The following is a 26,062-nucleotide window of genomic DNA, read 5'->3' on the forward strand; positions in this document are numbered from 1 at the left end:
GCCCGACCTCAGTGGGGCGCAAGATTAAAACAGAGAGCCCTGTTCCGGTTTCGGGGGCGCGGGGCGGGGCTTCGGGGTGGGTTTGGGGGCCGGGGGGGCTGAGGTGCCGTCGCTGGCCACGACGCCGAGCGTGCGGTCGCCCTTGAAGGTCAGGGTCAGGGCCTCGCCGGCGCTCACGCCGTCGGGTGAGGTAACGAGGTGGCCGTCGGCGCGGCTGACGCGGGCGAAACCGAGGTTCAGCGGGCGGTCGGGGTCGAGGCTGAGGCGCAGTTGATCGAGCCGGTGCAGGCGCTCGGCTTTCTGGCTCAGCAGCCGGGCAAAGGACGCTCCAAGCCGCTGTTGCAAGTCCGGCAGTCGGGCGCGGCGTTCCGCGTCGTCGAGGCGGCGGCTGAGGGCTGCGTCGAAACGCTGGCTCAGGCGGCCGAGGGCCTCGCGCTTCAGGTCGAGCGGGCGCAGGGTCAGGGCCGGGGTCAGACGCGCCGACAGGCGGTTAAACTCCTGCCTTTGCCGTTCCACGCCGCGCGTCAGGGCCGCTGTGGCGCGCTCGGACAGTTGTGTCACGCGCTCGGCCTTGAGCTGGCGCGGGCGCTCCAGCAGGGCGGGCGAAAAGCGCGCCGCCGTGCGGGCAAAGGCCGTGTCGTGGGCATTGAGGTTGCGCAACAGCCCGCCGTCCAGCCGATGCGCCGCGTAGTCGAGCCTCTGTTGCGCCGCGTCGATCAGGTCCTGCGGTTTGGGCAGGGCGCGTCCCAGCAGCGCCACGCGTTCACGCCGGTTGCGCAAGGCCTGATCAAAACTGCCCAGACGGCGGCGTTCCAGATCGAGCACAAAGCCGCGCAGCTCGCTCAGGACGGGCGTCGCCATTTCCGCTGCCCCGGTGGGGGTAGGGGCGCGGCGATCCGACACAAAGTCGATCAGGGTGGTGTCGGTTTCGTGCCCGACGGCGGAAATCACGGGGATGGTGCAGGCGGCGACGGCGCGCGCCAGCCCTTCGTCGTTGAAGGCCCACAGGTCTTCGACCGAACCCCCGCCGCGCGCCACGATCAGCACGTCCGGGCGCGGCACAGCCTCCGATTGAAAGCCGTTCAGGGCCTGAATCACCTGCGGCGGGGCGGCGTCGCCCTGCACAATGACGGGCCAGACGATGACACGGCAGGGCCAGCGGTCGCGGATGCGGTGCAGGATGTCGCGGATGACCGCCCCGGTGGGCGAGGTGATGACGCCGATGGTTTTGGGCGCGAAAGGCAGGCGCTTTTTGCGTTCCGCTGCAAACAGCCCTTCGCCGTGCAGTTTCGCCTTGGTGCGCTCAAGCTGCGCCAACAGGGCACCGATCCCGGCGGCTTCGAGGCTCTCGATCACGATCTGGTACTTGGACGAGGCGGGGAAGGTGGTCAGCTTGCCCGTGACGATGACCTCAAGCCCGGCCTGTGGTTGCGCTTTCAGGCGGCTGACATTGCCCTTCCAGATAACGCCGTCGATGGCGGCGCGGTCGTCCTTCAGCGTCAGATAAACGTGACCCGACGTATGCCGCGTGACCTTGGAGATTTCGCCGCGCAGCCGCACATGGTCATAGGCGCTTTCAATCGTGCGTTTCAGCGCGCCGGCCAGTTCGGATACCGACCAGGGCGGGCTGTTGGATTGCGAATCGGCGGGGCTACGCAGGTCTTCGGACATGTCACCCGTTTACCTCTGACGGGAAAAACTGTCACGCGACGAAATGACCCGTTGCGCGCGAGGAAATAACGTTGTTTTCTTCATTTTGTGCTAAACTAAAGCGATAAAAAGAGGAAGGCACCTGATGATCACCGAAACAGACGCACCGGTTTCCGAGGTCCAGCGGCGGGAGGCCCAGCGCCTGAATGCCTTGCGCACTCTGGAGATTCTGGACAGCGAGGCGGAGCCCGAATTTGATCAGGTCACCCGACTGGCGGCGGATGTCTTTGACTGTCCGATCGCCGCCATCTCGCTGATCGACGCCATTCGTCAGTGGTTTAAGGCCAGTGTGGGTTTGTCGGTTTGTGAAACGCCGCGCGAACAGGCCTTTTGCGACTATACGATCTGCCGCGATGAGGTGATGGTGGTGCTCGACGCCACAAAGGACCCGCGCTTTGCCAATAATCCGCTGGTTCTGGGCGATACCCATATCCGCTTCTATGCTGGGGCGCCGATCCGCTTCGGGGAGGTGCTGGTGGGCTCCCTGTGCGTCATCGACACGGAAGCGCGCACCGAATTTAACGCGCGCGACCGGGCGCGTCTGACCACGCTGGCGGCCACGGTGTCGTCGCTGATGACGCTGCGCAAGGACGCCCAGATGCAGAAGTCCATCGTGCGCCGCTGCAACGAAAATCAGAAGAAGCTGGAAATGATGGAGGCGGTGGCCGGGGTCGGCTACTGGCACGTCGATCTGGAAAACCAGACGGTGGAATGGTCGCAGGGCGTGTACCGCATCCACGGCCTGACGCCGCAAATCTTCCACCCCAACCTGACCAATGCGCTGGAATGCTATCACCCCGATGACCGTCAGCGCGTGAGCGACTGCGTGAAGGCCGCCGCCTCTCGCGGTGAGGGGTACAGCTTCGAAGCGCGGCTGGTCCGCGCCGATGGCGACATCCGCACGGTTTTCAGTGAGGGCTCGGTCGAATGCGACGAGGCGGGGCAGCCCCTGTCGCTGTTCGGCGTGCTTCAGGACGTGACGGGACGCAAATCTATAGCGGCGTGAGCTTGTACAGGACGCTGGCGTGGCCGCGCAGTTCCAGCGAAATCTCTTCGTCCGCCGTTGAAACGGCCCCGGTCCACAGATTGTGCACGCGCGCTTTTTCCGGCGCATTGATGGCCTTCAACGGCTGGGTCACCACCTGCGGGTGGTCGCTGATATTGAAGATAGCCAGATAGCGCGCCCCGGAATCTTTCGCGCCGTCTGCGGTTTGCGCCGTCCACACCACCTGCGCGCCGTCGTTGGAGACGGGGACGTTGTTCACACTGTCCTGATTGAGCGCGATAACCTCCTTATTGGTCAGGAGTTTCAGCGTCGCCTCATCGAGTGCGCGCAGGTCGCCGCCCATGATCAGTGGCGAGCGCGCGATCGACCACAGGGTCATCAGGGTTTGCTGCTCATCGGGTGTGAACTTGGTCTTGCGCTGCCCCAGCGCCAGGAGGCCCAGCGGCAGCATGTCGGCATCGGGCCACGCCCCCGGCCGGCGATAGGGGCTCCAGTCGGCCAGCCGCTTGAACTGCGCCTTCAGCATGTCCCAGCTATCCCAGAAGTCGTCGGAAATGCGCCACATCTGGGCATTGTTCTGCGCATGGACGGCCCATTTGAGGTCGGTTTCACCCGGCGACAGGCTGAGCACGATCGGGCGGCCCGATGCGGCGATGGCGGCCTGTGCGCCTTCGATTTCCGGCCAGTTGATGTCATAGGGGCGGCTCATATCATCCATCTTGACGAAGTCGATGCCCCAGTCGGCAAACAGCTTAAACACTGAGTTATAATAGGCCTGCGCCCCCGGCTTCGACATATCGACGCCGTACATGTCGGTGTTCCAGGTACAGACCGAGTTGGGATTGGCCACGTCGCGCGCGGTGTATTTGGTGCCCAGAATCGGCAGGTTCTTCTCATAGGCCAGACGCGGAATGCCGCGCATCAGGTGCACGCCGAACTTCAGGCCCAAGGCGTGCACCTTGTCGGCCAGCGGCTTGAACCCCGCGCTGTTGGCCGCCGACGGGAAGCGGTTGGGCGCAGGCAGCAGGCGGCCATAGCTATCCATGGCCAGCTCTGCCCCGTGACGGTACTCATAGCCGGTGGCATTGGGCTCATACCATTGAATATCCACCGTAAACACGTCATAGCCTGCGGGTAAGAGCTTGTCGGCCATGATCTTCGCCGTCTCCAGCGCCTGCGCCTCGGTCAGGGTGGTGGCAAAGCTGTTCCAGCTGTTCCAGCCCATAGGCGGCTTGGGCGCGCGGAGGGTGGACGACCTGGGCTGTGTGGCCGCAACGGCGGGTAGGGTGGTGGCCCCGATCAGGGCCGGAGCGGCAAACAGGGCGCGACGATTCAGCGTGGACATAGCGGGTTCCTCTTTAATTTGTCTGACTATTAACGCGATGTTGTCAGAACACCAGAGGGAAAATACGAGGGCTCAGGCGCTGCGCAGGATTTTTTCCATGGGCCTGCCCCTGGCCAGTTCGTCGATCAGCTTGTCCAGATAGCGGATTTCGCGCATCAGCGGGTCTTCGATCTCTTCGATGCGCACGCCACAGATCACGCCCCTGATCAGGTGGCGTGACGGATGCAATTGCGGGGCCTGAGCGAAGAAATCCTCAAAATTCGTCTTGGCTTCCAGATGCGCCGCCAGTTGGGGCTGATCATATCCCGTCAGCCAGCCGATGATCGCATCGACCTCGGCCTGCGTGCGCGCCTTCTTCTTTGCCTTGGTCACGTAATGGACGTACACGCTCGCGACACTTATTTGATAAATACGATGCCGGGTCATGAGGGTTTCCGCTGCGAAAGCCTGCCCCCATCCTGCACCGGGTAGGGCTTAATCACAAACGCCGATTTTTCCGCTTGACCCAGGGGCCGTCCTGTCGGAAGTCACCCCCATGAACATCATGCTGATCGGTTCGGGCGGCCGTGAACACGCCCTCGCGTGGAAAATCCGTCAGTCGCCGCGCGTGTCGCGTCTGGTCCTTGCGCCGGGCAATCCCGGCATGGCGGCGCTGGGCGAGGTGCACGACCTCAAGGTCACCGATGTGGCCGGCCTGACGGCGCTGGCGGTCGAAATGCAGGCCGATCTGGTCGTGGTGGGTCCGGAGGCGGCGCTGGCCGAAGGCATTGCCGATGCCTTAAAGCGGGTCGGCATCCCCTGTTTTGGTCCGACGCAAAAGGCGGCGCAGCTCGAATCCTCCAAGGCCTTCACCAAAGATTTCTGCAAGCGCCACGATATCCCCACCGCGGCTTACGAGACCTTCACGGACCTCGATGCCGCCAAAGCCTATCTGAAAACCCAGAGCGCGCCCTATATCATCAAGGCCGACGGTCTGGCGGCCGGTAAGGGCGTGGCGATTTCCCCCGACCTGCCCGACGCCTATGCCGAGCTGGAGGCCATGTTCGGCGGGCGCTACGGCGCGGCGTCGCAAACCGTGGTCATCGAAGAATTCATGGCGGGCGAAGAGGCCTCGGTCTTCGCCCTTGCCGATGGCGAAACGGCGATCCTGTTCGGCTATGCGCAGGACCACAAGCGCGCCTTTGACGGCGATGCGGGGCCCAATACGGGCGGCATGGGCACCTATAGCCCGGCCCCGGTGGTCACTCAGGATATTCTCGACATTACCGAGCGTGAGATTCTGGCCCCCACCATGGCGGGTATGAAGGCCGAAGGGAACGCCTATACGGGCGTGCTCTATGCGGGTCTGATGATCGAAAATGGTCGCCCGCGTCTGGTCGAATACAATGCCCGCTTCGGCGACCCGGAATGTCAGGTGCTGATGCTGCGCCTCAAAAGCGATCTGGTCCCCTATCTGCTGGCCGCTGCCACGGGCCGCCTGAAGGACATGCCGGCACCGGAATGGTACGAAGACGCCGCCGTCTGCGTGGTCTTCGCCGCCAATGGCTATCCGGACAGCCCCGTCGGCGGCTCGATCATCCGTGGGGTCGAACATGACTTTGGCCCCGATGTCAGCGTCTTTCACGCCGGCACGAAGCGGCTGGACGACGGGCGTCTGGCGGCAGCGGGCGGGCGCGTGCTCAATATCTGCGCGCGAGGCGCGACGATTCAGGCAGCTCGCGATGCCGCCTATGCGGCCATTGCCAAGATCGACTGGCCGATGGGGTTTTATCGCTCGGACATCGGCTGGCGCGCACTTTAAATGGAACTCCAACGCGCCGTCCTGAAATACGCAAAACGTAGTTTAGCGGTGACCTATGCCAGTTTTTCCTTCATTCCCATTTTGCTGACATGCCGGGTGGTCTCGGACTTCCTGTCTCATGAATTAGAACGGGAAGACGTTTTCTGGTGTTCTGTTTTATATGCCTTGTTTGCGGCCTTATGCCTTTATTTTCAGACCTATCGCCTGATTTACGAGCAGGGGCAGGTGAAGGAAAAGCGGTATGGATTGACGTTTTGGTCCGTGGGCTGTGACTCAATGGAACTAAGGCAGGTTCAAATATTGTCCACTTCTGTTTTGGCTGTCTGCAATACAGCCACGGAACGCGAATTGGGACGTATTCCCTTATCGGCTATCTCCAAGACGGATAGTGACATCTGGTTTAAGGGCTTGGAGACGCGGCGTTTCGGATAGGCCGCGCCCTACAACTCCCGGCGTAACCGCAGGAACAGCCACGGCTGGGTGCGGTGGCGCGTCATTTCCACCGCCCGTACCGCGCCTGTGCCCCGGTCGCCGTCATAGCGCACCCGGTCATAATCATGCACGCGGCCCGGCAGGTTGTTCAGCTCGACGCGCCAGATTGTCTTCGGGCCGGGCCGGTATTCGGTAAACAGGTTCAGCTTGGCATTGCCACGCGCATAAGAGATTTCCGAAGCGCGATAAACCTTTTCGTCATAGCCGTTCCATACTGAAAAGCCCCACTGCATCCGCCGCACCGGCAGGTCCTGCGCGAACTCCAGTATCCAGTCGGTTTCGGGCTGGCGCGACAGACGGCGCTTTTCCTTCGTCACCGGATCGGTGACTTCCGACAGGAAGACGCTGCCGGTGAATTTCAGCAGGCCGCCGGGGATGCGCAGGCGGTCCATCGGCAGGGTCAGGGTAGTGCCGATCTCTTCGGCCGTGCCGTCGCCGATATTGCCCTTGGCGTCGAAGACGCTGCCGTCGGCGGCGACGATGGGGACGCGGTCGATGACGTCCGACACGTCCTTATGAATGTATTTCAGCACCAGCGCGCCCTTGTCCCAGAAGCGGTAGCTGGCGTTCAGCTCCGTCTCCCAGCGCTTGTCGGGCTCAAGTCCGACATTGCCCGCCTTGACCGTGGAGTCCATCAGGTCGATCGACGAGACGAAATCGTCGAAATCAAGCTGCCCCAGCACGCGCTCAACGCGCAGCAGATACTGCCACGGCCCCTTCGGTGACCACGTCACCTGCACCTTGGGCTTGGCGTAGCCAAAGCGCTTTTCGTCCGGGCGTTCGCTGGTCTGCGACAGGGTGGACCACTCGTATTTCAGGCCCGTTTCGACGCTGAGCGACGGAGTGGCGCGCCAGGTGGCCAGAAACGAGGCTTCGGTGCGGTCTTCCTCGACCTTGACGCGCGAAGCCGGCAGGTCCACCGCCGCGTCATTGACCGTCAGGGCGGTGTCGCTGTCGCGCGAATTATAGGCCTTTTCCAGCCCGACCTCATAGGTCAGGCGCTCGCTGCGCGTCCAGATCAGTTGTCCGGAGACGATGTTTTCCGTCTCGACTGAATCATCGAGGAACCGCGTCTCTTCCGACAGGCTGATATAGAAGTCGTCGCCTTTTTCGTGCGTATATTTAGCCAGACCGTTGAGTTTCAGCGTGAAGGCCTTGCCCAGCGGGCGGATATACTGAAACCCGCCTTCGCGCAGATCTTCGCGGTAATCGAGATTTTCCACCGCCGTCGTGTCGGTGATGTAGCGGTAATTGCCCTCATAGCGGTCGGGCGTCCATTTGCCGTTCAGCGTCAGCTTGCCGCCCCATAACGGATGCGAGGCGACGCCGTTCAGCTCAAACCCCTTGGCTCCCGCTTCGCCGATGATGCGGGTGCGGCGTATGGGGCTGCCGTCGGTGGGATAGACGGTCTTGTCGCCATTGCTGCCCTCTTCGTCGAAGCTGCTGAAGACGGTGCCCGACAGCTCCAGCGTCTTGTCCCCGGCATTGCGGCTATAGGTGATGCGCCCCGTCGGCTTGACCCAGCCATTGCGCAGGAAACGGGCGTTAGCAATGACGGTCAGGGTCGGCTTTGCCGAGGCCTTGCGGATGATATTCACCACCTGCGTCTGACCCTGCATGTCGATGCCTTCGGCCCCGCCGATGATCAGGTCGATGCGTTCCACCGTACCCGCCGGGATGCGGTTGAGGATGTCGGTCAGCTTGTCCGACTTGCTGGTCGGGCGCTGGCCGTCGATCAGCACATTACCGGCCGCCGCCGCAAAACCGCGCACCTGATCGACGTTTTTCAGCGTAAAGCCCGGCACGCGGTTGACCATGTCCAGCGCCGACTGCACCTGAAACGTGCTGAAAAAGGCCTGATCATAGGGGATGACCTGACGCGAGGCGGGGGCGTCGGTGGTCTGAGCCTGTGCCATAACCGGCAGACCGCACAGAAGGGCGGTGGCACACATCAGGGCCTTGGGGAAGGTCATAAAGATCCTGTCGGAAAGAGGGCGAAAACCTATCGCAACTGAAACCTCTTTCTCACAGGGCGGCCCGCGGCCCAAGTGAACATTCTTTTATTTTATGAACGATTTGTCATTAACGGATGACGTTTCTGGCGCAAAAGGCGTCAGGGCCATGAGCGCCCGCATGAAGCCCGCCTGATCGTCAAAGCGCGCAGTGATGGGCAGGAAGGCGATCTTTTCGCGCCATGCCGGGCTGAGCTTCACCCAATCCTTTTCCGTGGTGATCAGGGTCGCGTCGCGCGCCTGCGCCTGCGTTTCCAGCGCGCTCAGATCGGCCTCGCTCAGCGGCTCATGGTCGGCATAGGCGTGGAAATCGGCCACCGCATAGCCCAGCCCTTCCAGCGTAGCGCGGAACTTCCACGGCTTGGCGATGCCAGCAAAGGCCACCACCTTGCCCGGTTCGCCCACCGGCATCGGGATCAGGCGCGCCACAAACACCGGCAGGTCGCCAAACAGGCGCAACAGCTTCTGATCAACGACGGATTTCTCATCCGGCAGCCACAGGACGACGATATCGGCGCGTTTGAGGGCGATGGCCAGAGGTTCCCGCATCGGCCCCATCGGGAACACAGACCCGTCACCAAACGGCCAGCCGTCATTCGTGGTGTCGCCATCGACGACCAGCAGGTGAATATCCTTGGCGATCTTCACATTCTGATGCGCGTCATCGGCAATGGCGATCTCAAAACCCTCGCCTTCGATCAGGCGCAGGCCTTCGGCGCGGTCGCGCGCAATCACCATATCGTAGTCGCGCGCCAGCATCAGGGCCTCATCGCCCACTTCGGCGGCGCTGTGGACGGTGGGATCGACCCTGACCGGGCCGCTCAGCGATCCGCCATAGCCGCGCGACAGGCCGCTGGCCCTGTGGCCCAGCTTTTTCAGGCGGCGCAGCAGTTCGCGCTCGATCGGCGTCTTGCCCGACCCGCCCAGCGTCGCATTGCCGACTGAGATGACGCAGACGGGCGAGCGATAGGGCTTGGCCGTCAGAAAGCGCGTGAGCGTCACCGCCTCCCAGATCCACGCCAGCGGGGCCAAAGCGTAGCGGGTAATTGGCGCGCCCTTCGCCTCGCGCTTGTACCACCAGTCGGGGGTCTTCAATCGGCGGGCTTTAAGCGGCATCCGCCGCCTCATGGCTTTCGTCGTCCGGGCTGGGGGCGTTACCGGGCAGGAAGGGTTTGAGATGCGCCATGACGGTATCGAGCGTCCCGGCCTCACGCTGCGCCAGCGCCTGAGCGATACGGTGCGCGTCGAGCAGGGCCGCCGGATTGTCGATCAGCCCCTCCGCCAGAAAGCCCAGCTCCTGCCGCCCGCTGACGCGGAAGGCGGCCCCGGCGTCGAACATCTGCTGATAGACGGCGTCCCAGTTATAGAGGTCCGGGCCGGTGATCACGGCCTTGCCCAGCCGCGCGGCCTCCAGCGGGTTGTGGCCGCCGATATTTTCGGAGAAGCTTCCTGCCATGATGACCATGTCCGCCAGCCGGAAAAACACGCCCAGTTCGCCGAGCGTGTCGGCGAGATAAATATGCGTCTCTGTGCTCGGGCTGTCCAGTTTTGATCGTTGGCTGACGCGAAAACCGAGGGCTTCCAGATCAAGCCGGATGGCTTCGGCACGCACCGGGTGGCGCGGCGCGATGACCAGCAGCGCCCCCGTCTGGCGCAGGATGTCTTCCAGCGCTGTGGCGATATAGGCTTCTTCGGTCGGATGCGTGCTGGCGGCCAGTATGACCGTACGCCCGGCAAACAGCGCCTCCAGCGCTTCACGCTTTTGGGCGTCATCGGGCAGGGGCGCACCGATGGTCTTCAGATTGGCCAGCGGTCCCATCTGCTCCGCCTCGGCCCCAAGCATGTCTCTCAATCGTTGATCAGAGCCGCTGTCCTGCGGCAGGATGAGAGCAAAGCCCTTCAGCAGGCTTTGCATTGAACGGCGGATGTTTTGCCAGCCCTGATGCGTTTTGGCGGTGATGCGCGCGCTGATCAGCAGGCGGGTGATGCGGCGCTGATCGAGCCCCCTCAGCAGGTTCGGCCACAGGTCGCTTTCGATAAAGATCGCCAGATCGGGGTGCCAGTGGTCGAGGAACTTCGTCACCGCCTGCGGCGTATCGAGCGGCGCATACTGATGCACGGCACGCTCCGGCAGGCGCTGCGACAGGATTTCCGCCGAGGTGGTGGTGGCCGTGGTGACGAGAATGTGCAGGTCGGAGTGGTCGTTCAACAGTTGATTGATGACCGGCAGGGCCGACAGGCTTTCGCCGACGCTGACGCCGTGCAGCCAGATCAGCGGCCCGTCCGGGCGCGGCTTTCCGGCGATGCCCAGCCGCTCATTGAGGCGCGCCGGGTCTTCCTTGTTGCGCGCCGCGCGGTGCCACAACAGGTTGGGCGCGATGGCGTGAAAGGCCTGCATGGCGGCGGCGTAGAGGCGGAGCATCAGGGTCATGCGGCCCCCGAAGCGGCACCGGTCAGGGCGTCGGCGCGGTCGGTGAGGGCGCTTAAGCGCTCGCCCAGTTCAACCCGGCGCGCCTCAAGCTGTGCTTCATCGGCGTCGGGTGCGATGGGCGGGTGCACCTCCCACAGCATGGCCCCTACGGCGAAGGGCAGGGGGATGCGCTGACGGTCCCAGCTATTCAGCGACAGGTAGCGCGATGACGACTGTCCGATCAGGATGATGGGCGCGCCGGACATCTGCGACAGTTTCAGCGACCCCTCGGTCATGTCGCGCGCCGGGCCGCGCGGGCCGTCGGGCGTCAGGGCCACGGCATTGCCGGCGCGTATCCAGCGCAGCATGTCGCGGAAGGCCTGCGCGCCGCCCTTCTGCTTTGTGGGGTCTGTCTTCTTGGCGGCCGATCCGCGGATAATGTGATAGCCGAAGAGTGTGTTGGTACGGACTGAAAAATCACCACTTTTCGACAGAGAGACCAGTATGGCCATCTTCTGCGCGCGGTCGAGCGGCCAGCAGGCGGGGGCATAGTGCACGCGCTGATGCCACAGCAGCAACAGCGCCGGGCCGCCCTGAGCCCACACGGCTTCGGCGGCCTCCCGGCCTTCGTGCGTCCAGCGCGTCGTGCGGTAGCAGAATTTCAGATAGCCGACGATCAGCCGCGCCATAAAGGCCTGAAAGCCATCGGATTCGAGCAGGGACTTCATGCGCTCGCCTCCTCCGGGACCCGCTCGAACTGCGTGCGGTAAAGCTCGGCATAGAGGCCGCCGCGCGCCAGCAGGTCGTCGTGCGTGCCGCGCTCAGTGATGCGCCCGTCGCGCAGCACCAGGATCAGGTCGGCATGGCGCACGGTCGAAAGGCGGTGGGCGATCATCAGGGTGGTGCGCCCGGCCATCAGCCGCTCCAGGGCCTGCTGCACCTTGACCTCGGATTGGGTATCGAGGGCTGAGGTCGCCTCATCGAGCAGCAGAAGTGGCGCGTCTTTCAGGAACGCACGCGCAATGGCGATGCGCTGTTTCTGCCCGCCGGACAGGCGCGACCCGCCTTCGCCGACGCGGGTATCAAGACCATCGGGCAGGTCGTCGATAAACTCCAGCGCCGCCGCGTCGCGCGCCGCCTGCACGATCTCCGTCTCGGTGGCGTCGGGGCGGCCATAGGCGATGTTGGCGCGAATGGTGTCGTCAAACAGAAACGGGTCCTGCGACACCAGCGCGATGTGGGCGCGCAGGGATTTCAGCGTCACGGCGCGCTGCGGCGTCTCACCGAAGCGGATTTCGCCGCCCGTATAGTCGTAAAAGCGCGGAATGAGGTTGAGCAGGGTCGATTTGCCCGATCCGGATGGCCCGACCAGCGCCACCGACTGACCCGCCCGCGCCTCAAAGCTCACCCCGTCCAGCACCGGCTTGTCGCCATAGGCGAAGGCGACAGTGTCAAAGGTCAGGCGGTCAAAGGGTTTCAGCGCTTGCGCATCGGGCGCATCGGCGATTTCCGGCGCGACGTCCAGCGCGGCAAACAGGCGGCGTGCCGCGGTAAAGCCTTCGGCCATCACGGTTTGCAGATTGGCCAGTTGCCGAAGGGACTGCCCCGCCGCCCCAAGATAGGAGATATAGGCCGTAAAACCGCCCAGCGTCATGGCCCCCGACTGAGCGCGCCAGCCGGCATAGACGACAACGAGCGCCAGCACGATGGTGGTCAGGGCTTCGGTCACCGGGGCGGCGGCGGCGCGGGCATTGGCACCCTTGATGATGTGCTTCTGACGCCGCGCGATGACGGCATCGACGCGGCCCTGCTCATAGGCTTCGCGGTTGTTGATCTTGACGATCTTCACACCATCAAGGCTCTCCATGATGGCGGTCGATAGGGACGAGGTTTCGTCCATCGCGCCCTGCGCGGCTTTTTTGGTGCGGCGGTTGTACTGCCCCAGCACCGTCGCGATGACGGGCCCGGCGATCAGCACGCCCAGCGTCATGCGCCAGTCGATAAAGGCCATATAGGCCAGTGAGCCGATGACGATGCCGCCGTGCTGAACATAGTTGACGACGCCATTGGTGGTGGCTTCGCGCATCAGCCCGGCGTCGAACAGCACCGAGGACAGGTAGCTGCCCGAATGCGCCTTGTTGAGGTGGCCGAGGTCGGCATGGACCATATTGCCGAACAGTTGCGACTGGATGCGCCCCACAAGCTGGTGCCCGACGCGGTTGACCGAGGTGGCTAAGCCCAGTTGCGACACCAGCCGCACCAGCGTCGCCCCGATCATCACGGCCGGCACCCAGATCAGCGGGTGGGCCGCGACAAAGGCAGGGACTTCGGACGCGGCGGCCGAATCGCTTTCGCCGAACAACAGTTCGATGCCGGGCTTCAGGCACCAGATGACGAATGAGGTCGAAACCGCGACCATGACGGCACAGACCAGCGCCAGCCCCAGAAAGCCTTTGTATTTTTGCAGATAATCGCGCCACACCCGCGCCATGACGGCGCGCGAGCCGGTCTCCGGCAGGGCAGGGGTATCGGCGGCAATGGGGGTCATGAAAACGTGTAACTCTCTGAACCTCAAACTATATAGGGATATGCCCCTGACGGGCAAAGCCAATAGTTTGTCTTCCGGCGTGGAAATCTGTATATGGCGCGCTTGGATCATCTTCATACCTCCCCAACTTGTTGGGGAGGGGGACCGCACGAGCCTGTCTGAGCCTTGGCGAAGACAGGTGAGATGGGGTGGTGGGGGCCTTCTTATGCCCGGCGAGCGCGACGGGTTGAAACGTCGCAAGCCCCCCTCCGTCACGCCTGCGGCGTGCCACCTCCCCCGGCACGCCGGGGGAGTATGAGGTTAGAGCGATGTGCGGAAAAGTGTGAGCGGTTTTCCGCAAAAACATCGCGACAAAACAAAAATTTAGAGCGAAATGGCGATTCCTCTTAAAGTCATTTCGATCTAGAGCGCTCACTTTTTAAATGGTACCCCGTGAAGCTGTTCAAGAAACGTAAAACGCCCAAGGTTTTCGACACCTCCACCCCATGGGGGCTGTTCAAGACCTATCTGGCCTTTCTGTGGAACGACCACGCCTATCTGCGGCTGGGCTTCACCAATGCCCACTGGATCGACGACAAGATGGTGCGCACCAACCAGCCGTGGCCGTTTCAGCTCGCCTGGTTCAAAAAGCACGACGGCATCCGCACGGTGATCAATCTGCGCGGCGGGCAGGGGGCGTTTTTCGCGCTGGAACGCCATGCCTGCCAAAAACTAGGGCTCGATCTGGTCGATTTCATCGTCACCTCGCGCGATGTGCCGTCGGCCGAAGCCATCCTTGAGGCCGAAAAGCTGTTTGACAGCATCCAGTATCCGGCCCTGATGCACTGCAAATCCGGGGCGGATCGCGCCGGGATCATGAGCGTCCTGTACCGCCATCTGCACCTCAAACACCCCCTGCGCGAGGCGGTGTCCGAACTGGGCCTGCGCACCCTGCATATGAAGGCGGGCAAGACGGGCGTCCTCGACTATATTTTTGACTGCTATTTTGCCGAGGGCGAACCGCGCGGCATGTCCTTCGTCGAATGGACGCAGTCGGACCTGTATGATCCGGTGAAGATCAAGTCGGACTTCAAGGCCGCGTGGTGGGGCACGCTTCTGACCGAAAAGATTTTCCGCCGGGAGTAGGGGCCGTTGCGCGCAGGTCGTTTTTCAAGCAAGATTTGAGACGACTGCGAAGGAAAACGAGTATGGCCATGTCGCTGAAATTCATCGCTATGACGCTGGCGGCCTTGGCCCTGACCGGTTGCGCTTCGACGCCGGAGCCGGTTGCGGGCAGCCCGCAGGCCGCCCTGCCGTCGCCCAAGGCGTGCAAGGCGCGCGATCTGGTCTTTACGAAAGACGCCAACGGCAAGGGCTATTGCGTCACCGAGGCGCAGGCCAAGTGCCAGCAATCGGCGCTTCTGGTGCTGGGCGACGCCGACTGTCTCAATACGCTGATGTGGAAGGACAACACCTCGCGTCCCGAACCGCTGCCGCGCGGCACGGCGGTGACCCCGACGAAGAACTGAGGTCAAACCTCTCCACATCGCTGGCGATGTGGAGAGGGGTAATCAATCGTTGGCCGGATTCAGCAGGCGGTGGGCGTGGATGACGAAATAGCGCATCAGGGCGTTATCGACCGTCGATTGCGCCTTGGCGCGCCAGGCGGTCTTGGCTTCTTCGTAGCTGGCATAGGCGCCGACAAATTCGACCGCCTTGAGGTCCTTGAAGTCGGTGCTGCCGGGGGCTTGCAGTTCGCCGCCGATGACGATGTGAAGCAGTTGTTTGTCGCTCATGGTCAAACTCTCAGAGGGTTTCGAGGGAGGGAAGGGCGGCGCAGCGACGCCGGATTTCGGGATACAGGCCGGCATTGGCGCAGATCAGCGAGGCTTTGAGGCTGTCGGGGGCGTTGAAGTCATAGGCCTGCCCCAGATGGTCGGAGACGATGGCCCCGGCCTCATGGCAGATCAGGGTGGCCGCCGCCACGTCCCAGTCGCGTTTGGGCGTCAGGGCCAGCGTAAAATCGGCGCGGCCCGCCGCCACGCACACCATGCGATAGGCGACCGAGGGGCGAGAGGTTATGCTCATCTTCGGCCACGGCTCCGGCCAGATGTCGCGGCCGAACAGACGGGCATCGCCGATCCCCTGTGCCGCGCTGAGGTCCGAAGTCTCGGAGGCGCGGATCGGCTCGCCATTGAGAAACGCGCCCAGGCCCTTGCCCGCACTGTACATTTCCTGCGCGTCGGGCGCATAGACCACAGCGGCGACGGGCTGGCGCGCCTGCACCAGACTGAGGGCGATGGTCCAGTAGGGGGAGCCCTTGGTAAAGCCCATGGTGCCGTCGATGGGGTCGAGCACGAACAGGTGCGACTGCGTCAGGCGGGCGGGCGTGTCGGGCGATTCCTCGCTCTGCCAGCCATAGCCGGGGCGCGCGTCCAAAAGCGCCTCCTTCAGCCACAGATCGACCTCCAGATCGGCATTGGTGACGATGGAGCCGTCGGATTTGTAAGAGATATTCAGCCCCTGCGCCTTGAGGTGCTGGGCCAGCGCCCCGGCGCGGCGCGCCCGGTCGATCAGCAGATCAAGCTCGTCCTCAAGCGTCGGCGCGGCCCGGCTCATCACTTGCCCCCGATGCTCAGGCCATCGACCAGAATCGAGGGGGTGTCGAGCGTCCCCTTGATCTCAAGGTCTGAGGCGGGCTGAAGGCGCGCAAAAATGTCGATCAGATTGCCGGCGACGGTGATTTCATTGACCGGGTGCGTCAGTTCGCCATTTTCAAACACAAAGCCCGATGCCCCGGCCGACCAGTCGCCTGTGTCCGAATTGACGCTGGGGCCGAACATCGAGGTGATCAGAACGCCGGAACCGGCGGCTTTCATCAGGTCGTCGGCGGAGGTCGTACCGGGGCTCAGCGTCACATTATGCGCCGATACGCCCGCCGGATGCGCCAGAGAGCGCGAGGCGTGGCCGGTCGAAGCCATGCCCAGTTGCCGCCCGGCGGCACTGTTGAGCAGCCAGGTGGTCAGGATACCGTCGTCGATCAGGGCGCGCTCACGCACCGCCACGCCTTCGTCGTCATAGAGGCACGAGCCCAGACCGCGCGGGCGAAACGGATTGTCGATGATGTGCACACCGGGTGCGAACAGGCGCTGCCCCAGCCTGTCCTTCAGATAGCTGGAGCCGCGCGCCACCGACGGGCCAGAAATGGCCCCCAGAAACAGGCCGATCAGCGACTTGGCCGTGCGCGGTTCGAACAGGACCGGGGCGGTGCGGCTGTCGATCTTGCGCGCGCCCAGCGCCTTTAACGCACGTTCGGCGGCAATAGCCCCCGTGGCTTCGGGGGCGGGCAGATCGGACAGGTAGCGCGTTGAGCGGCCTTCGCCGTCGCGCTCCATGCCGCCGGTTTCGTCCGTGGCGATCAGACGCGCCGACTGAAAGGACAGGCTGGTGCGGTGGCGGCCTTCAAAGCCGTCCGAGGTGAGAAGCTGCCAGCGGGTGAAGCTCTGGCCCGCACTGGCCGCGTCGCTTTGCAGGCGCGGGTCGATCAGACCGGCGGCTTCACAGGCCAGCGCCCGCTCGCGCAAGGCATCGGCGCTCAGCTCTGTGGGGTCGAAAATATCGAGATCCACACCGTCTCCGCGCCACAGCAGCGCCGGGTCGGCCAGACCGGCATAGGCGTCATCCGGGGCCAGTCGCGCCATGGCGACGCAGCGTTCGACCAGCCGTTGCAGCGTGCGCCCGGAAAATTCGGAGACCGACACCACGGCCTGTTTCTGACCGACAAACACCCGCAGGCCCAGATCGGTGGCCTCATCGCTTTCGACCGTCTCCACCGCGCCCTTGCGTACCCCGACGCTGAGCGAGCGGCTGCTGGAAAAGACGGCTTCGGCGGCATCCGCACCCTGCGCCCGCGCCAGACCGATGACGTGTTCAAGTAACGCCGTGGGATCGGTGCGGGCGGGCGTGTCTGTTTGCATATGCAGCATAGGTCTTTCTAGGCGCGGCGAGGGGCAGGGCGCAAGTCTCAATTGGAACGATTCGCAGACCTGAGCACTATAACCTTGTTTTACAGGATTATTTCCTGACGATTAGTATAATCTTTAGGGCGATCCTCTAGGCTTAGCCCCCAGATACGCAGACTGTGGTGGGCTGCGTGATATCTCGCAGGGGTTTTATGCTGATACGGACCGAGCGCACCGCAGAATGGCGTCGGTATTTCCACCGGTTGTTCCGTCGTATGCGGGCGGACTATCGTCGGGGCGAAGTCGATCCGGCGGAATTGAAGCGGCAAAGAGCGATTGCCCTGCGCCCCATTGTGCGCGGCCTGTGCGGCGTGGTCGGCAGCTATTACATCATCATCTTCATCTCGCACTTCTTCTACGAGACGGGGATGGATCTTCCGATCATGGCCAGTCTGGCCGGGCTTACCTCGCTGGCGAGCTGGGTCTTTTTCTTCTGGACGCGAGGGACTGAAAACACGCATCGGCTGGAAATCAGCGGTCTGGTTGTCAATCTGCTGATGTATATCAATGTGGTGGCCTATCAGAGCCTGCATTTCGAGCCGCCCAAGCTGGTCTATTTCGTTCTGCTGACTCTGGTCTATGCCACCTCGGCGGTGTCGCTGCGGGTCGTGCTGCCGTCCTCACTGGTGGCCATTGTCACCATGTTCTTTATGGCCCATCACGCGGGCTATCCGGTGCTGAAACAGCACGTGTGGGTCGGCATTGCCGGTATTGTGACCGCCTTCGGCATGGCGGGCATCATGCGGACCACCATCTTCCGCGCCGTCCATGCGCGCGTTCTGGCCGACAAGCACCGCCATGAAGCGCAGGTTCTGGCCCATTATGACGCGCTGACGGGCCTGCCCAACCGGCGCAGCTTTTTTACCGAGCTGGATGTGGCCCTGATCGGGGCGACGCGCGGGCACGCTTTCGATCTGGCTTTGATCGATCTGGACGGCTTCAAGCCGGTTAACGACCTCTATGGCCACAGCGTCGGCGATGCCCTGCTCATTGAGGTCGGCAAGCGTCTGCGGGCGGTGGTGGGCGACGGCGGTGTCGTGGCGCGGCTGGGCGGTGATGAATTTGCGCTGATCCTCAACAGGCAAAGGAGCGACGACGCGTTGCGGCGCTTCGGCGAAGACCTGTGTGACGCCTTGCGTGAAACCTATCTGCTGGGCGGCGGGGTCTGCGCCAATATCTCGGGCTCGGTCGGTTTCGTTCATTCCGAGCCGGCGGCCCAGTGGAGCGCCTCGCAAATGCTGGAACGCGCCGACTACGCCCTCTACTATGCCAAACAGAACCTGCGTGGCGCGCCGGTCATCTTCGACCGCCGCCACGAAAGCGAGATGCAGGATTTCGGCGCCGTGGATCAGACCCTGCGCTCCTCCGATCTGGAAAGCGAGCTTTACATCGTCTTTCAGCCGCAGATCGACCTGCGGGCGCAGCGCACCGTCAGCTTCGAGGCGCTGGCGCGCTGGCAGTCGGAAAAGCTCGGGCCTGTGAGACCGGATATCTTCATCCGCGCCGCCGAACGGTCCGGTCTGATCAGCGACATCACCCTGATCCTGTTGCGCAAGGCGCTGGTGGCGGTGCGTGACTGGCCTGCGGATATGCGCGTCTCCTTCAACCTCTCGGCGCGCGATCTGCGCTCTTTGCCCGCCATCCGGCGCATCTGTGACACGGTCAGGCTGTCCGGTATTGATGCGCAGCGTATCGAGTTCGAGATTACGGAAACCGCCATGCTGAGCGACCTCGATCAGGCGCTGGAGGCACTGGCCCTGCTCAAGGGCATGGGCAGCCGTATCGCGCTCGATGACTTCGGATCGGGTTATTCCAGCTTCGGCTATATCCACCGTCTGCCGGCCGATAAGATCAAGATCGACCGCAGTTTCGTGACCCAGCTTCTGCGCCATGAATCGACGGTGAAGATCGTCAAGACCCTGATCGACCTGTGCGGAAACCTGTCGCTTGATCACGTCATCGAAGGCGTGGAAACGGCGGCGGAGCTGCGTCGTCTGGAAGAGATCGGGGCGCGTTATATTCAGGGCTATTACTTCGCCGAACCGATGCGGGCTGAGGCCATCAGGGCCTATCTGACCGCGGAGTCGTGGCGTGAAGGGCTGAAGCAGACGGGTTAGGGCTTAGAGCGGGCGGATTTCAGGTGAAGCGTCATCCCGCTCAACATTTGTATCTTGCCGCGAACTTCGAGACTAATCGTCCTTTTTCGAGGCCCCGGCCTCGCTGAGGGCGATGGCAATGGCCTGATCGCGGGTTTTGACCGTTTCACCGCTGGAACTTTTGAGGTCGCCGTCCTTGAATTCGTGCATGACCTTGTCGATTTTGCGCTTCTGAGCCGGGGTTTGCCTGGGCATGGCCGTCCTCCTGTGGGGAGCGCGGACTGTGGGCCTGCCCGCATCAGGAAGCGATCAGGCCTTACGCACCCATTTAAAAGTATTGAGCGGGATCGACTGCGCCGTCTTCGCCGCCCCCGCATCATTGGGGTGTAGATTGTCGGCCATGCCCAGCCCCGGCAAAAGCCAGCCGCGACGCGCTGGGTCTTCCAGCGCCTTGTCGAAATCAAACAGGCCGTCAAAGACATCGGTGCGGCGCAGCCAGGCATTGAGCGCCACGCGCCGCGTCTCCTTCTCGTCGTTGTAATAGTCTTTGAAGGTCGTGCCCTTGAACGGGGTCAGCGTCGCCGCATAGGTGCGGATGCCGTGCGCCTGCGCGCGGGCGGCGATCTGGCTGAGGCCCATCTTCAGGTCGTCCAGCGGGGCGTAACCGGGGCTGTCCGGGCCGCCCGCGTGGCCGAGGTCGTTAATGCCGATCAGCAGCACCACAGCGGCGACATTGGGCTGCGCTAGCACGTCGCGGTCAAAGCGCGCCAGAGCGCCGGTGCCGAAACGCGCCCAGGTGCCATGATTGAGCAGGCGATTGCCGCTGATGCCCGCGTTGACGACGCTTAAGGGTATGCGGGCGGCGCGAAGGCGCTGGCTCAGCACGTCGGGCCAGGTCCGGCCCTGATCCGGCGTTATGCCGTATCCGTCGGTGATCGAGTCGCCAAAGGCCACCAGCGCCAGCGTGTTGGGAGTGGCGACCTCGACGCCGGACACCCACGGGAAGGCATTGCCGATGCCGATATCGAGCTTGGTGGTGGGCAGTTCGGGAGCCGCGGTCTGCGCCCCGCTGGCGACGTAAAGGGCGCTGCGCTGGAGTTCGTGCAGGGTGGTCAGGGGGGCGGGGCCCTTGACGTACAGGCTGATGGCGAGGTCGCTGTGGGCCGCCACCGTCAGGGGGATCGGGTCGCTGAGGACATAGGCCCCCGGCGGGATCGTCACAGACGTCTGGCCGTCAAAGGTCGCGGCGCGGTCGCTGTGCGGGTCGATCCGCGCGCCGGACAGGCGGCGGGCCACGCGCAGGACGTCGATGCGCAGGGGCGTGTCGCCATAGGCGTTCGACAGGCGGATACGCACGGCGCTGCCGCCCGCGCTGAGGCGCACGATCTGACGCAGGGTGAGGTCCTGCGCCTGCGCCTTGTTGCCCGATGGCTCAGGGGCGGCGTACCACGACGGTGTCCAGTGTTGCGTCGTTCGTGCCAGCGCAGGCACGGCCAGCCCGGCCCCGGCGGCGCTCAGCCCCGACATCAGCGCGCGGCGGTTCAGAATGGACATGGCGACTCCCCTGATGACTCTTTTGGCTTTGGGCGCGCATCTAACGCGATTTTGCGGCTGAGGGAAACAGGGTTTGGGTTAGCCACGGTTGCACACGGATGGCCGCTGGCGTGGCCCCACGGATGTTCAATGCGCACCTGAGAAGCCCGGAGCGCGGATCATCTGTGTCAGGCGGGCTTTGCCCGCCGCATCTGTGTCATCTGTGGAGATTCTCTGCTTTGGGGTTTCAAACGCCAGTGCGGACGCCTTCGCTCTTATCTCTTCGGGCGAAGCCCTTTGTTTTTTTAACCACGGATGCACACGGATAGCCGCTGGCGCGGCCTCACGGATATTTATTGCGCGCCTGAGAGGTTCAGTGTGCGGACCATCTGTGTTAGGCGGGCGCAGCCCGCCATCCATGTCTATCCGTGGAAAAAATCTATCCCCGCAGAGACAGACGCAATTTCAAGCGCTTAAACGCGTTTTCTCACAATCTGTCCCGCCGCAGAAACCTCTGTCATGCTGAGGTCATGACACAGATCGCCGCCCACACCGCTGCTCACACCGCTGCCTATGCCCGCCTGATGCGTCTCGCGGATCAGATTCTGACCGCGCTCGAAACCGCACCGCGTCCGACCACGGCTATCGAGATTGGCCGAACGGCCCGCGCCATCATGGCCGTCGAGCGGATGTTGCGGGGGATATACACCCCGTTGCTGAAGGCGAAACCGAAGCCGATCAAGGAAGCAACAGCCGAGACGCCCGCTGCATCTCGCCGCCTTCGCGCCGATCCACCCGCTCCGGTGCGCCCTGACGGGCTTACAGGGGAGGAGACAGGCCGCCCCGTGACGGTAGGGGAGAAAGCCCCTGAACCGTCAGAGGCGGCAAAGTCACAAGCAACGCCCGCCGCTTCTTCGCACGGCGAGTGGTCAAAGGGCTGGGCCGACAAACAGTCTCAGATGCGCGAACAACGCGCCGCCCGGATTGGCAAATGGCCCGACGGTACGCCGTATAAGAAGTCCGGCTAGCTCTCCTCCCTGCGGCCTTGCCGTCGGGACCGGGTCGCCGACGTGGGTGGACGCGAACGCAATGAGCGGAAAAAGGGGGGAAACTCGAATAGGGGCCTACACTGGCCTTAACGGGGCATACCTCCAAAGTACCACGTATGTGATGACCAACGGTGCAATCCCCCTCCGTCTCCTCGTTTCACTCGGATCCACCTCCCCATCGCTAACGCGACAGGGAGGAGAGCGGTTTATCCGCGATCCACCCAGATATTGAATCTGCCTGAGGCTGAGATATAAAAGACCCGTTCAGCAGGGGGCGGGGATGCAGAAGAAAAACAGAAGTTGGCTTGTTCTGGTTTTGGCGGTGATCGCTTTTATCATTGCCTTCTTTGTGCTGGTGAAAGTCAGTGTCCATATAGAACTCCCGACATCCGCACAGGACGCCAGATAAGCCTTTTCACAGGATATTGCCCACTCTCGGCACGGGTAGCAGAGGCGTTTCCAGATCGACAGGCTTAACCAGTCAATGACGATGAGGCGATGGGGGTCGCTAATTTCACACCTGAAAACGCCAAATCTGCCTGATCCCGCGTGCAGTCAGAAACAGATAAAGCGGGTAGGCGACAAACACATAACAGTCGATAATGACTTGTCCGACCGACTGCACGAGCGACCATTTCCCATTAAACGGGAGTACAAACAACAGGCTCAGCAGACCCAATCCGACCAGTTTTGCATTTGCAGCAAGCCAAAGCTCATTCTGGGGCAACGGCTTTTTCGTCCACAGCAGAAGTGTAGAGTCGATCAGAAGCAGCACAGAGGTCGGAAAGAAATACGCCGCATAAAGAATCTCTGGATAGCTTTCCGTCGGAGCCCCTGAGAGCCGCCAGGCGAGATCGGTAAAGGCAAAAATACCGTTGCCGATCACCGCCGTGATGCTGAACAGAAGCAGCCATACCCCCCACATAACCCCTCCTATTTCCAGATCGGCTTACCTGTCCCGGGCAGGCCCATGGCGGTCCATTTTTCGCTGACGCGGTCGATGACGTCCTGTTCCATATAGAGTTTTTCGCCCCATTCGCGGTGGGTTTCCGGCTCCCACTTGTTGGTGGCATCCAGCCCGATCTTTGACCCCAGACCGCTTTCGGGCGAGGCGAAGTCGAGATAGTCGATCGGCGTGTTTTCAATGACCGTGATGTCGCGCGCCGGGTCCATGCGCGTCGAAATCGCCCACATCACGTCCTTCCAGTCGCGGCAGTTGATGTCATCATCCACCACGATCAGCCACTTGGTGTACATGAATTGGCGCAGATACGACCACGCGCCCATCATCACGCGCTTGGCGTGGCCCGGATAGGCCTTCTTCATCGAGATGACGGCGATGCGATAGGAACACCCTTCGGGCGGTAGCCAGAAATCGACAATTTCCGGAAACTGCTGACGGATCAGCGGGATAAACACCTCATTCAAGGCTTCGCCCAGCACGGACGGCTCGTCGGGTGGGCGGCCTGTGAAGGTTGAGAGATAGATGGGCTGCTTGCGCCGCGTGATGGCCGACACCTGAAACACCGGGAATTTTTCGACCGAATTGTAATAGCCGGTGTGGTCGCCATAGGGGCCTTCGTCGGCATAGTCATCGAGCAGCACGTGCCCTTCGAGGACGATTTCGGCTTCGGCGGGCACCATCAAAGGCACGGTTTTGGCGGGCACCAGCTCGGCCTTGGCCCCGCGCAACAGGCCTGCAAACTGATACTCGCTGAGCGTATCCGGCACCGGCGTCACGGCGGCCAGAATGGTGCCCGGATCGGCCCCCAGCACCACGCAGGCGGGCAGGGGCCCTGTCTTTTTGGCCTTTTTCCAGCGGGCATGATGCTGCGCGCCGCCGCGGTGCGCCAGCCAGCGCATGATGGCGCGGTCCTTGCCCAGAACCTGCATCCGATAAATACCAAGGTTGAAATCGTCTTCGCGCGCTTCGGACGGCCCCTTGGTGACCACAAGGCCCCAGGTGATCAGCGGTGCCGGCTCACCGGGCCAGCAGCCCTGCACCGGCAGGCGCGTCAGGTCGATGTCATCACCCGTCTGCACCACCTCCTGCACCGGGGCTTTGGAGACGGTCTTCGGGCGCATCCCCATGACGGTCTTGGCCAGCGGCAACATGCTGAGCGCGTCCTTAAAGCCGCGCGGCGGTTCGGGTTGCCGCAGGAAGGCCAGAAGCTCACCCACTTCGCGCAGGTCCTGCGGATTGGTGCGATCTTTCCCTTCATTTTTGTTAGGTCGCGCGACCTCATCCGAAAACCGCTCAACACTTTTCGGGTCGCGCTCAAGGGTCACGCCCATGGCCACGCGCTTCACCGTGCCGAACAGGTTGACCAACACCGGCATGTCGGACTTTGAGCCATCGGGCATGATGACGTTTTCGAACAGCACAGCCGGGCCTTTTTCGGCCAGCAGGCGGGTCTGGATCTCGGTCATTTCGAGGTGGGTGGAGACGGGCTCCGTCACCCGTACCAGCTCGCCTTCGCGTTCGAGCTTGGCTATGAAATCTCGCAGGGATTTGTAGGCGCTCATGACCGGGACTCTTCTTGGAAATATGGCTGCGAGACATAGGCCGATGGCGCGACGCCTGCAAGGGCGTTCCGTCCGGAGTTTGCGTGATCTCTCCTCCCTGCGCGTCAGCGTGGGGAGGTGGATTTTGCCGAAGGCAAAAGACGGAGGGGGACGACTCTGAAGGCGGGTGTGGCACGGGTTTTAGCCGTGCACCCTCTCAAGAGGCAGGGGATTGGTCCTCCATAGAGTCGCCCCCCTCCGTCAGCTTCGCTGACACGTCCCTATCGCTACGCGACAGGGGGGGAGGGTAGGGTCTGCTGCACTTGCGTGAGGAAAAAGGGCGTGCCACAGCTTTTATACCTCCCCGGTAAAGCTGGGGAGGTATGACAGGAAGCCGTATGAGCAAGATATTAGTGATCGGTGCGACAAGCCTTGTGGGGCAGAGGCTGCGCGACATCGTGCCGCAGGCCGCATTCACCACGCGCAAGCCGAAACAGCCGAACGACCTGTTTCTCGACCTGATGCACCCGCAGGCCTTTGAGGGCGAGGGTTTTGCGCATGTGATTGTCACCTCGCCCCTCTGGCTGATCAGCGAGGCCGTCCTGGAGGCGTTATGGGCGCAGGGGATGAAGCGGATCGTCGCCTTTTCCTCGACCTCGCGCTTTTCGAAGACCTATTCGCCGCAGCCCGAGGAACGCCGCGTCGTCGAACTTTTGAGCGAGGCCGAGGCGCGTATCGAAGCCTTTTGTGCCACGCACGATGTGGACTGGACGATCCTGCGGCCGACTCTGATCTATGATGAAGGGCGCGATCAGAACGTCAGCCGTATCGCGGCGACCATCGACCGGCTGGGGGTCTTTCCGGTGTGCGGGCGGGCGTCGGGCCTGCGGCAGCCGGTCCATGCCCGTGATCTGGCGCAGGCGGCTTTGGGCGTGCTTTCAACCGATGCCACGGCCAACCGCGCCTATGACCTGTCGGGCGGCGAGACGCTCAGCTATCGCGAGATGGTGGCGCGGATATTTGCGTCTAAGGGCCGCCCGGCGCGCATCCTCAGCCTGCCGGAGTGGGCGTGGCGATTGGGGTTCGGGGTGCTGGGCGTTCTGCGGCCCGGTTCCGCGTTGAAAGGCAATGTGCATATGGCCTTGCGTATGAATACCGATCTGGTCTTCGACCACACAGCGGCCAGGCGCGATTTCGGTTATGATCCAGGGATTTTCAAGCCGGAGTTCACCGCAGGTGCAGACCCACGCGGGTCTTGAGCAAGGTGATAAGTTCCGGGTCCATATAGGCGTACTCATCCGGAATGTTGAGGCAAATGACCTTGGCCTTGCCTATGTGCTTTTTGAATCTTTGGCTCAACTTGTTACGATGCGCTTTTTCCATGACGAAGATGGTGTCCACACCTTCGAGATGCTCAGGCGTCAATGGCTCAGCGGCGTCATTGCCAAGTCCCGCTGATGACACTTCGAGATTGGGGTACTGCGAAAATACCTGTTCAGCCGTAGGACTGCGCAGTTTATTGGCCGTACAAAGGAACAGGATGCGTTGCATGGG

Annotated in this window: 24 protein-coding genes; 8 read left to right on the top strand and 16 right to left on the bottom strand. The window is 62.8% G+C overall.

Going from position 1 to position 26,062, the window contains the following annotated elements; all coding sequences use genetic code 11:
• Window positions 1-24 precede the first annotated feature (24 nt).
• A complete protein-coding gene (xseA, locus tag PQU94_RS12580; protein WP_272741800.1) occupies window positions 25-1,671 on the bottom strand; it encodes an exodeoxyribonuclease VII large subunit in 1,647 nt (548 codons plus the stop codon).
• Window positions 1,672-1,795: 124 nt separating this feature from the next.
• Between xseA and PQU94_RS12585 the strand changes: the two genes are divergently transcribed.
• Window positions 1,796-2,716, top strand: coding sequence for a PAS domain-containing protein (locus tag PQU94_RS12585; protein WP_272741801.1), 921 nt, complete (start codon window positions 1,796-1,798; stop codon window positions 2,714-2,716).
• On the opposite strand, the gene PQU94_RS12590 is transcribed toward PQU94_RS12585, so the two are convergent.
• Entirely contained in the window at window positions 2,703-4,061 is a 1,359-nt protein-coding gene (locus PQU94_RS12590; protein ID WP_272741802.1) for a glycoside hydrolase family 27 protein, read from the bottom strand. The two genes, PQU94_RS12585 and PQU94_RS12590, sit on opposite strands and share 14 nt — an antisense overlap.
• A 72-nt stretch (window positions 4,062-4,133) precedes the next feature.
• Window positions 4,134-4,487, bottom strand: a complete 354-nt coding sequence (locus PQU94_RS12595; protein ID WP_272741803.1) for a DUF2200 domain-containing protein — start codon at window positions 4,485-4,487, stop codon at window positions 4,134-4,136.
• Window positions 4,488-4,596: 109 nt separating this feature from the next.
• Between PQU94_RS12595 and purD the strand changes: the two genes are divergently transcribed.
• The gene (gene purD, locus PQU94_RS12600; protein WP_272741804.1) at window positions 4,597-5,862 is read left to right on the top strand and encodes a phosphoribosylamine--glycine ligase; all 1,266 of its coding nucleotides are present in this window, start codon (window positions 4,597-4,599) and stop codon (window positions 5,860-5,862) included.
• Window positions 5,863-6,294 (top strand): hypothetical protein, encoded by a 432-nt coding sequence (locus tag PQU94_RS12605; RefSeq protein WP_272741805.1) that lies wholly within the window; start codon window positions 5,863-5,865, stop codon window positions 6,292-6,294.
• Window positions 6,295-6,302: 8 nt separating this feature from the next.
• On the opposite strand, the gene PQU94_RS12610 is transcribed toward PQU94_RS12605, so the two are convergent.
• From PQU94_RS12610 to PQU94_RS12630, 5 genes are all read right to left on the bottom strand, one after another.
• Window positions 6,303-8,327, bottom strand: coding sequence for a TonB-dependent receptor plug domain-containing protein (locus tag PQU94_RS12610; protein ID WP_272741806.1), 2,025 nt, complete (start codon window positions 8,325-8,327; stop codon window positions 6,303-6,305).
• 87 nt (window positions 8,328-8,414) lie between these two features.
• A complete protein-coding gene (gene lpxK / locus PQU94_RS12615) occupies window positions 8,415-9,482 on the bottom strand; it encodes a tetraacyldisaccharide 4'-kinase (RefSeq protein WP_272741807.1) in 1,068 nt (355 codons plus the stop codon).
• Window positions 9,472-10,797, bottom strand: coding sequence for a 3-deoxy-D-manno-octulosonic acid transferase (locus tag PQU94_RS12620; RefSeq protein ID WP_272741808.1), 1,326 nt, complete (start codon window positions 10,795-10,797; stop codon window positions 9,472-9,474). Before PQU94_RS12620 ends, lpxK begins: the two co-directional genes overlap by 11 nt.
• Complete coding sequence (locus PQU94_RS12625) at window positions 10,794-11,504, bottom strand: lysophospholipid acyltransferase family protein (RefSeq protein WP_272741809.1); 711 nt, start codon at window positions 11,502-11,504, stop codon at window positions 10,794-10,796. The genes PQU94_RS12620 and PQU94_RS12625 overlap by 4 nt, the downstream gene beginning before the upstream one ends.
• Window positions 11,501-13,324, bottom strand: coding sequence for an ABC transporter ATP-binding protein (locus tag PQU94_RS12630; protein WP_272741810.1), 1,824 nt, complete (start codon window positions 13,322-13,324; stop codon window positions 11,501-11,503). Before PQU94_RS12630 ends, PQU94_RS12625 begins: the two co-directional genes overlap by 4 nt.
• Before the next feature lie 432 nt (window positions 13,325-13,756).
• On the opposite strand from PQU94_RS12630, the gene PQU94_RS12635 reads away from it, so the two are divergent.
• Window positions 13,757-14,449, top strand: coding sequence for a fused DSP-PTPase phosphatase/NAD kinase-like protein (locus tag PQU94_RS12635; RefSeq protein ID WP_126424109.1), 693 nt, complete (start codon window positions 13,757-13,759; stop codon window positions 14,447-14,449).
• A 62-nt stretch (window positions 14,450-14,511) separates the two neighbouring features.
• The gene (locus PQU94_RS12640; protein WP_272741811.1) at window positions 14,512-14,832 is read left to right on the top strand and encodes a hypothetical protein; all 321 of its coding nucleotides are present in this window, start codon (window positions 14,512-14,514) and stop codon (window positions 14,830-14,832) included.
• A gap of 42 nt (window positions 14,833-14,874) precedes the next feature.
• Here PQU94_RS12640 and PQU94_RS12645 read toward each other — a convergent pair whose 3' ends face one another.
• From PQU94_RS12645 to PQU94_RS12655, 3 genes are read right to left on the bottom strand one after another with little or no spacing between them, the layout of a single operon-like run.
• Entirely contained in the window at window positions 14,875-15,099 is a 225-nt protein-coding gene (locus tag PQU94_RS12645; RefSeq protein ID WP_013480963.1) for a DUF4170 domain-containing protein, read from the bottom strand.
• Window positions 15,100-15,109: 10 nt separating this feature from the next.
• The gene (locus tag PQU94_RS12650; protein ID WP_272741812.1) at window positions 15,110-15,922 is read right to left on the bottom strand and encodes an inositol monophosphatase family protein; all 813 of its coding nucleotides are present in this window, start codon (window positions 15,920-15,922) and stop codon (window positions 15,110-15,112) included.
• Window positions 15,922-17,289 (bottom strand): TldD/PmbA family protein, encoded by a 1,368-nt coding sequence (locus PQU94_RS12655; protein ID WP_272741813.1) that lies wholly within the window; start codon window positions 17,287-17,289, stop codon window positions 15,922-15,924. Before PQU94_RS12655 ends, PQU94_RS12650 begins: the two co-directional genes overlap by 1 nt.
• A 188-nt stretch (window positions 17,290-17,477) precedes the next feature.
• Here PQU94_RS12655 and PQU94_RS12660 point away from each other — a divergent pair, with 188 nt between their 5' ends.
• Window positions 17,478-19,442: a putative bifunctional diguanylate cyclase/phosphodiesterase gene (locus PQU94_RS12660; protein ID WP_272741814.1), complete on the top strand. Its 1,965-nt coding sequence runs from the start codon at window positions 17,478-17,480 to the stop codon at window positions 19,440-19,442.
• 72 nt (window positions 19,443-19,514) lie between these two features.
• On the opposite strand, the gene PQU94_RS12665 is transcribed toward PQU94_RS12660, so the two are convergent.
• Window positions 19,515-19,676 (bottom strand): DUF6496 domain-containing protein, encoded by a 162-nt coding sequence (locus PQU94_RS12665; protein ID WP_272741815.1) that lies wholly within the window; start codon window positions 19,674-19,676, stop codon window positions 19,515-19,517.
• 54 nt (window positions 19,677-19,730) lie between these two features.
• Window positions 19,731-20,975, bottom strand: a complete 1,245-nt coding sequence (locus PQU94_RS12670) for an SGNH/GDSL hydrolase family protein (RefSeq protein WP_272741816.1) — start codon at window positions 20,973-20,975, stop codon at window positions 19,731-19,733.
• 509 nt (window positions 20,976-21,484) lie between these two features.
• On the opposite strand from PQU94_RS12670, the gene PQU94_RS12675 reads away from it, so the two are divergent.
• Entirely contained in the window at window positions 21,485-21,982 is a 498-nt protein-coding gene (locus PQU94_RS12675) for a hypothetical protein (RefSeq protein ID WP_272741817.1), read from the top strand.
• A 535-nt stretch (window positions 21,983-22,517) separates the two neighbouring features.
• On the opposite strand, the gene PQU94_RS12680 is transcribed toward PQU94_RS12675, so the two are convergent.
• On the bottom strand, window positions 22,518-22,928 hold the full coding sequence (locus PQU94_RS12680) for a hypothetical protein (RefSeq protein ID WP_272741818.1): 411 nt from the start codon (window positions 22,926-22,928) through the stop codon (window positions 22,518-22,520).
• An 8-nt stretch (window positions 22,929-22,936) separates the two neighbouring features.
• Window positions 22,937-24,529 (bottom strand): UbiD family decarboxylase, encoded by a 1,593-nt coding sequence (locus PQU94_RS12685; RefSeq protein WP_272741819.1) that lies wholly within the window; start codon window positions 24,527-24,529, stop codon window positions 22,937-22,939.
• Window positions 24,530-24,906: 377 nt separating this feature from the next.
• On the opposite strand from PQU94_RS12685, the gene PQU94_RS12690 reads away from it, so the two are divergent.
• A complete protein-coding gene (locus PQU94_RS12690) occupies window positions 24,907-25,767 on the top strand; it encodes an NAD-dependent epimerase/dehydratase family protein (protein ID WP_272741820.1) in 861 nt (286 codons plus the stop codon).
• Here PQU94_RS12690 and PQU94_RS12695 read toward each other — a convergent pair.
• Window positions 25,736-26,059: a low molecular weight protein tyrosine phosphatase family protein gene (locus PQU94_RS12695; protein ID WP_272741821.1), complete on the bottom strand. Its 324-nt coding sequence runs from the start codon at window positions 26,057-26,059 to the stop codon at window positions 25,736-25,738. The genes PQU94_RS12690 and PQU94_RS12695 overlap by 32 nt on opposite strands.
• Between the last annotated feature and the right edge of the window lie 3 nt (window positions 26,060-26,062).

Source organism: Asticcacaulis currens, assembly GCF_028550395.1.
Classification (GTDB): Bacteria; Pseudomonadota; Alphaproteobacteria; order Caulobacterales; family Caulobacteraceae; genus Asticcacaulis; species Asticcacaulis currens.

Coding starts and splice junctions, on each gene's coding strand:
- PQU94_RS12690 (WP_272741820.1), top strand. CDS start 24,907: ATGAGCAAGATATTAGTGATCGGTGCGACAAGCCTTGTGGGGCAGAGG.
- PQU94_RS12675 (WP_272741817.1), top strand. CDS start 21,485: ATGACACAGATCGCCGCCCACACCGCTGCTCACACCGCTGCCTATGCC.
- PQU94_RS12610 (WP_272741806.1), bottom strand. CDS start 8,327: ATGACCTTCCCCAAGGCCCTGATGTGTGCCACCGCCCTTCTGTGCGGT.
- PQU94_RS12605 (WP_272741805.1), top strand. CDS start 5,863: ATGGAACTCCAACGCGCCGTCCTGAAATACGCAAAACGTAGTTTAGCG.
- PQU94_RS12655 (WP_272741813.1), bottom strand. CDS start 17,289: ATGCTGCATATGCAAACAGACACGCCCGCCCGCACCGATCCCACGGCG.
- PQU94_RS12625 (WP_272741809.1), bottom strand. CDS start 11,504: ATGAAGTCCCTGCTCGAATCCGATGGCTTTCAGGCCTTTATGGCGCGG.
- PQU94_RS12630 (WP_272741810.1), bottom strand. CDS start 13,324: ATGACCCCCATTGCCGCCGATACCCCTGCCCTGCCGGAGACCGGCTCG.
- PQU94_RS12680 (WP_272741818.1), bottom strand. CDS start 22,928: ATGTGGGGGGTATGGCTGCTTCTGTTCAGCATCACGGCGGTGATCGGC.
- xseA (WP_272741800.1), bottom strand. CDS start 1,671: ATGTCCGAAGACCTGCGTAGCCCCGCCGATTCGCAATCCAACAGCCCG.
- lpxK (WP_272741807.1), bottom strand. CDS start 9,482: ATGCCGCTTAAAGCCCGCCGATTGAAGACCCCCGACTGGTGGTACAAG.
- PQU94_RS12620 (WP_272741808.1), bottom strand. CDS start 10,797: ATGACCCTGATGCTCCGCCTCTACGCCGCCGCCATGCAGGCCTTTCAC.
- PQU94_RS12645 (WP_013480963.1), bottom strand. CDS start 15,099: ATGAGCGACAAACAACTGCTTCACATCGTCATCGGCGGCGAACTGCAA.
- PQU94_RS12650 (WP_272741812.1), bottom strand. CDS start 15,922: ATGAGCCGGGCCGCGCCGACGCTTGAGGACGAGCTTGATCTGCTGATC.
- PQU94_RS12585 (WP_272741801.1), top strand. CDS start 1,796: ATGATCACCGAAACAGACGCACCGGTTTCCGAGGTCCAGCGGCGGGAG.
- PQU94_RS12695 (WP_272741821.1), bottom strand. CDS start 26,059: ATGCAACGCATCCTGTTCCTTTGTACGGCCAATAAACTGCGCAGTCCT.
- PQU94_RS12640 (WP_272741811.1), top strand. CDS start 14,512: ATGGCCATGTCGCTGAAATTCATCGCTATGACGCTGGCGGCCTTGGCC.
- PQU94_RS12660 (WP_272741814.1), top strand. CDS start 17,478: ATGCTGATACGGACCGAGCGCACCGCAGAATGGCGTCGGTATTTCCAC.
- PQU94_RS12685 (WP_272741819.1), bottom strand. CDS start 24,529: ATGAGCGCCTACAAATCCCTGCGAGATTTCATAGCCAAGCTCGAACGC.
- PQU94_RS12665 (WP_272741815.1), bottom strand. CDS start 19,676: ATGCCCAGGCAAACCCCGGCTCAGAAGCGCAAAATCGACAAGGTCATG.
- purD (WP_272741804.1), top strand. CDS start 4,597: ATGAACATCATGCTGATCGGTTCGGGCGGCCGTGAACACGCCCTCGCG.
- PQU94_RS12590 (WP_272741802.1), bottom strand. CDS start 4,061: ATGTCCACGCTGAATCGTCGCGCCCTGTTTGCCGCTCCGGCCCTGATC.
- PQU94_RS12670 (WP_272741816.1), bottom strand. CDS start 20,975: ATGTCCATTCTGAACCGCCGCGCGCTGATGTCGGGGCTGAGCGCCGCC.
- PQU94_RS12595 (WP_272741803.1), bottom strand. CDS start 4,487: ATGACCCGGCATCGTATTTATCAAATAAGTGTCGCGAGCGTGTACGTC.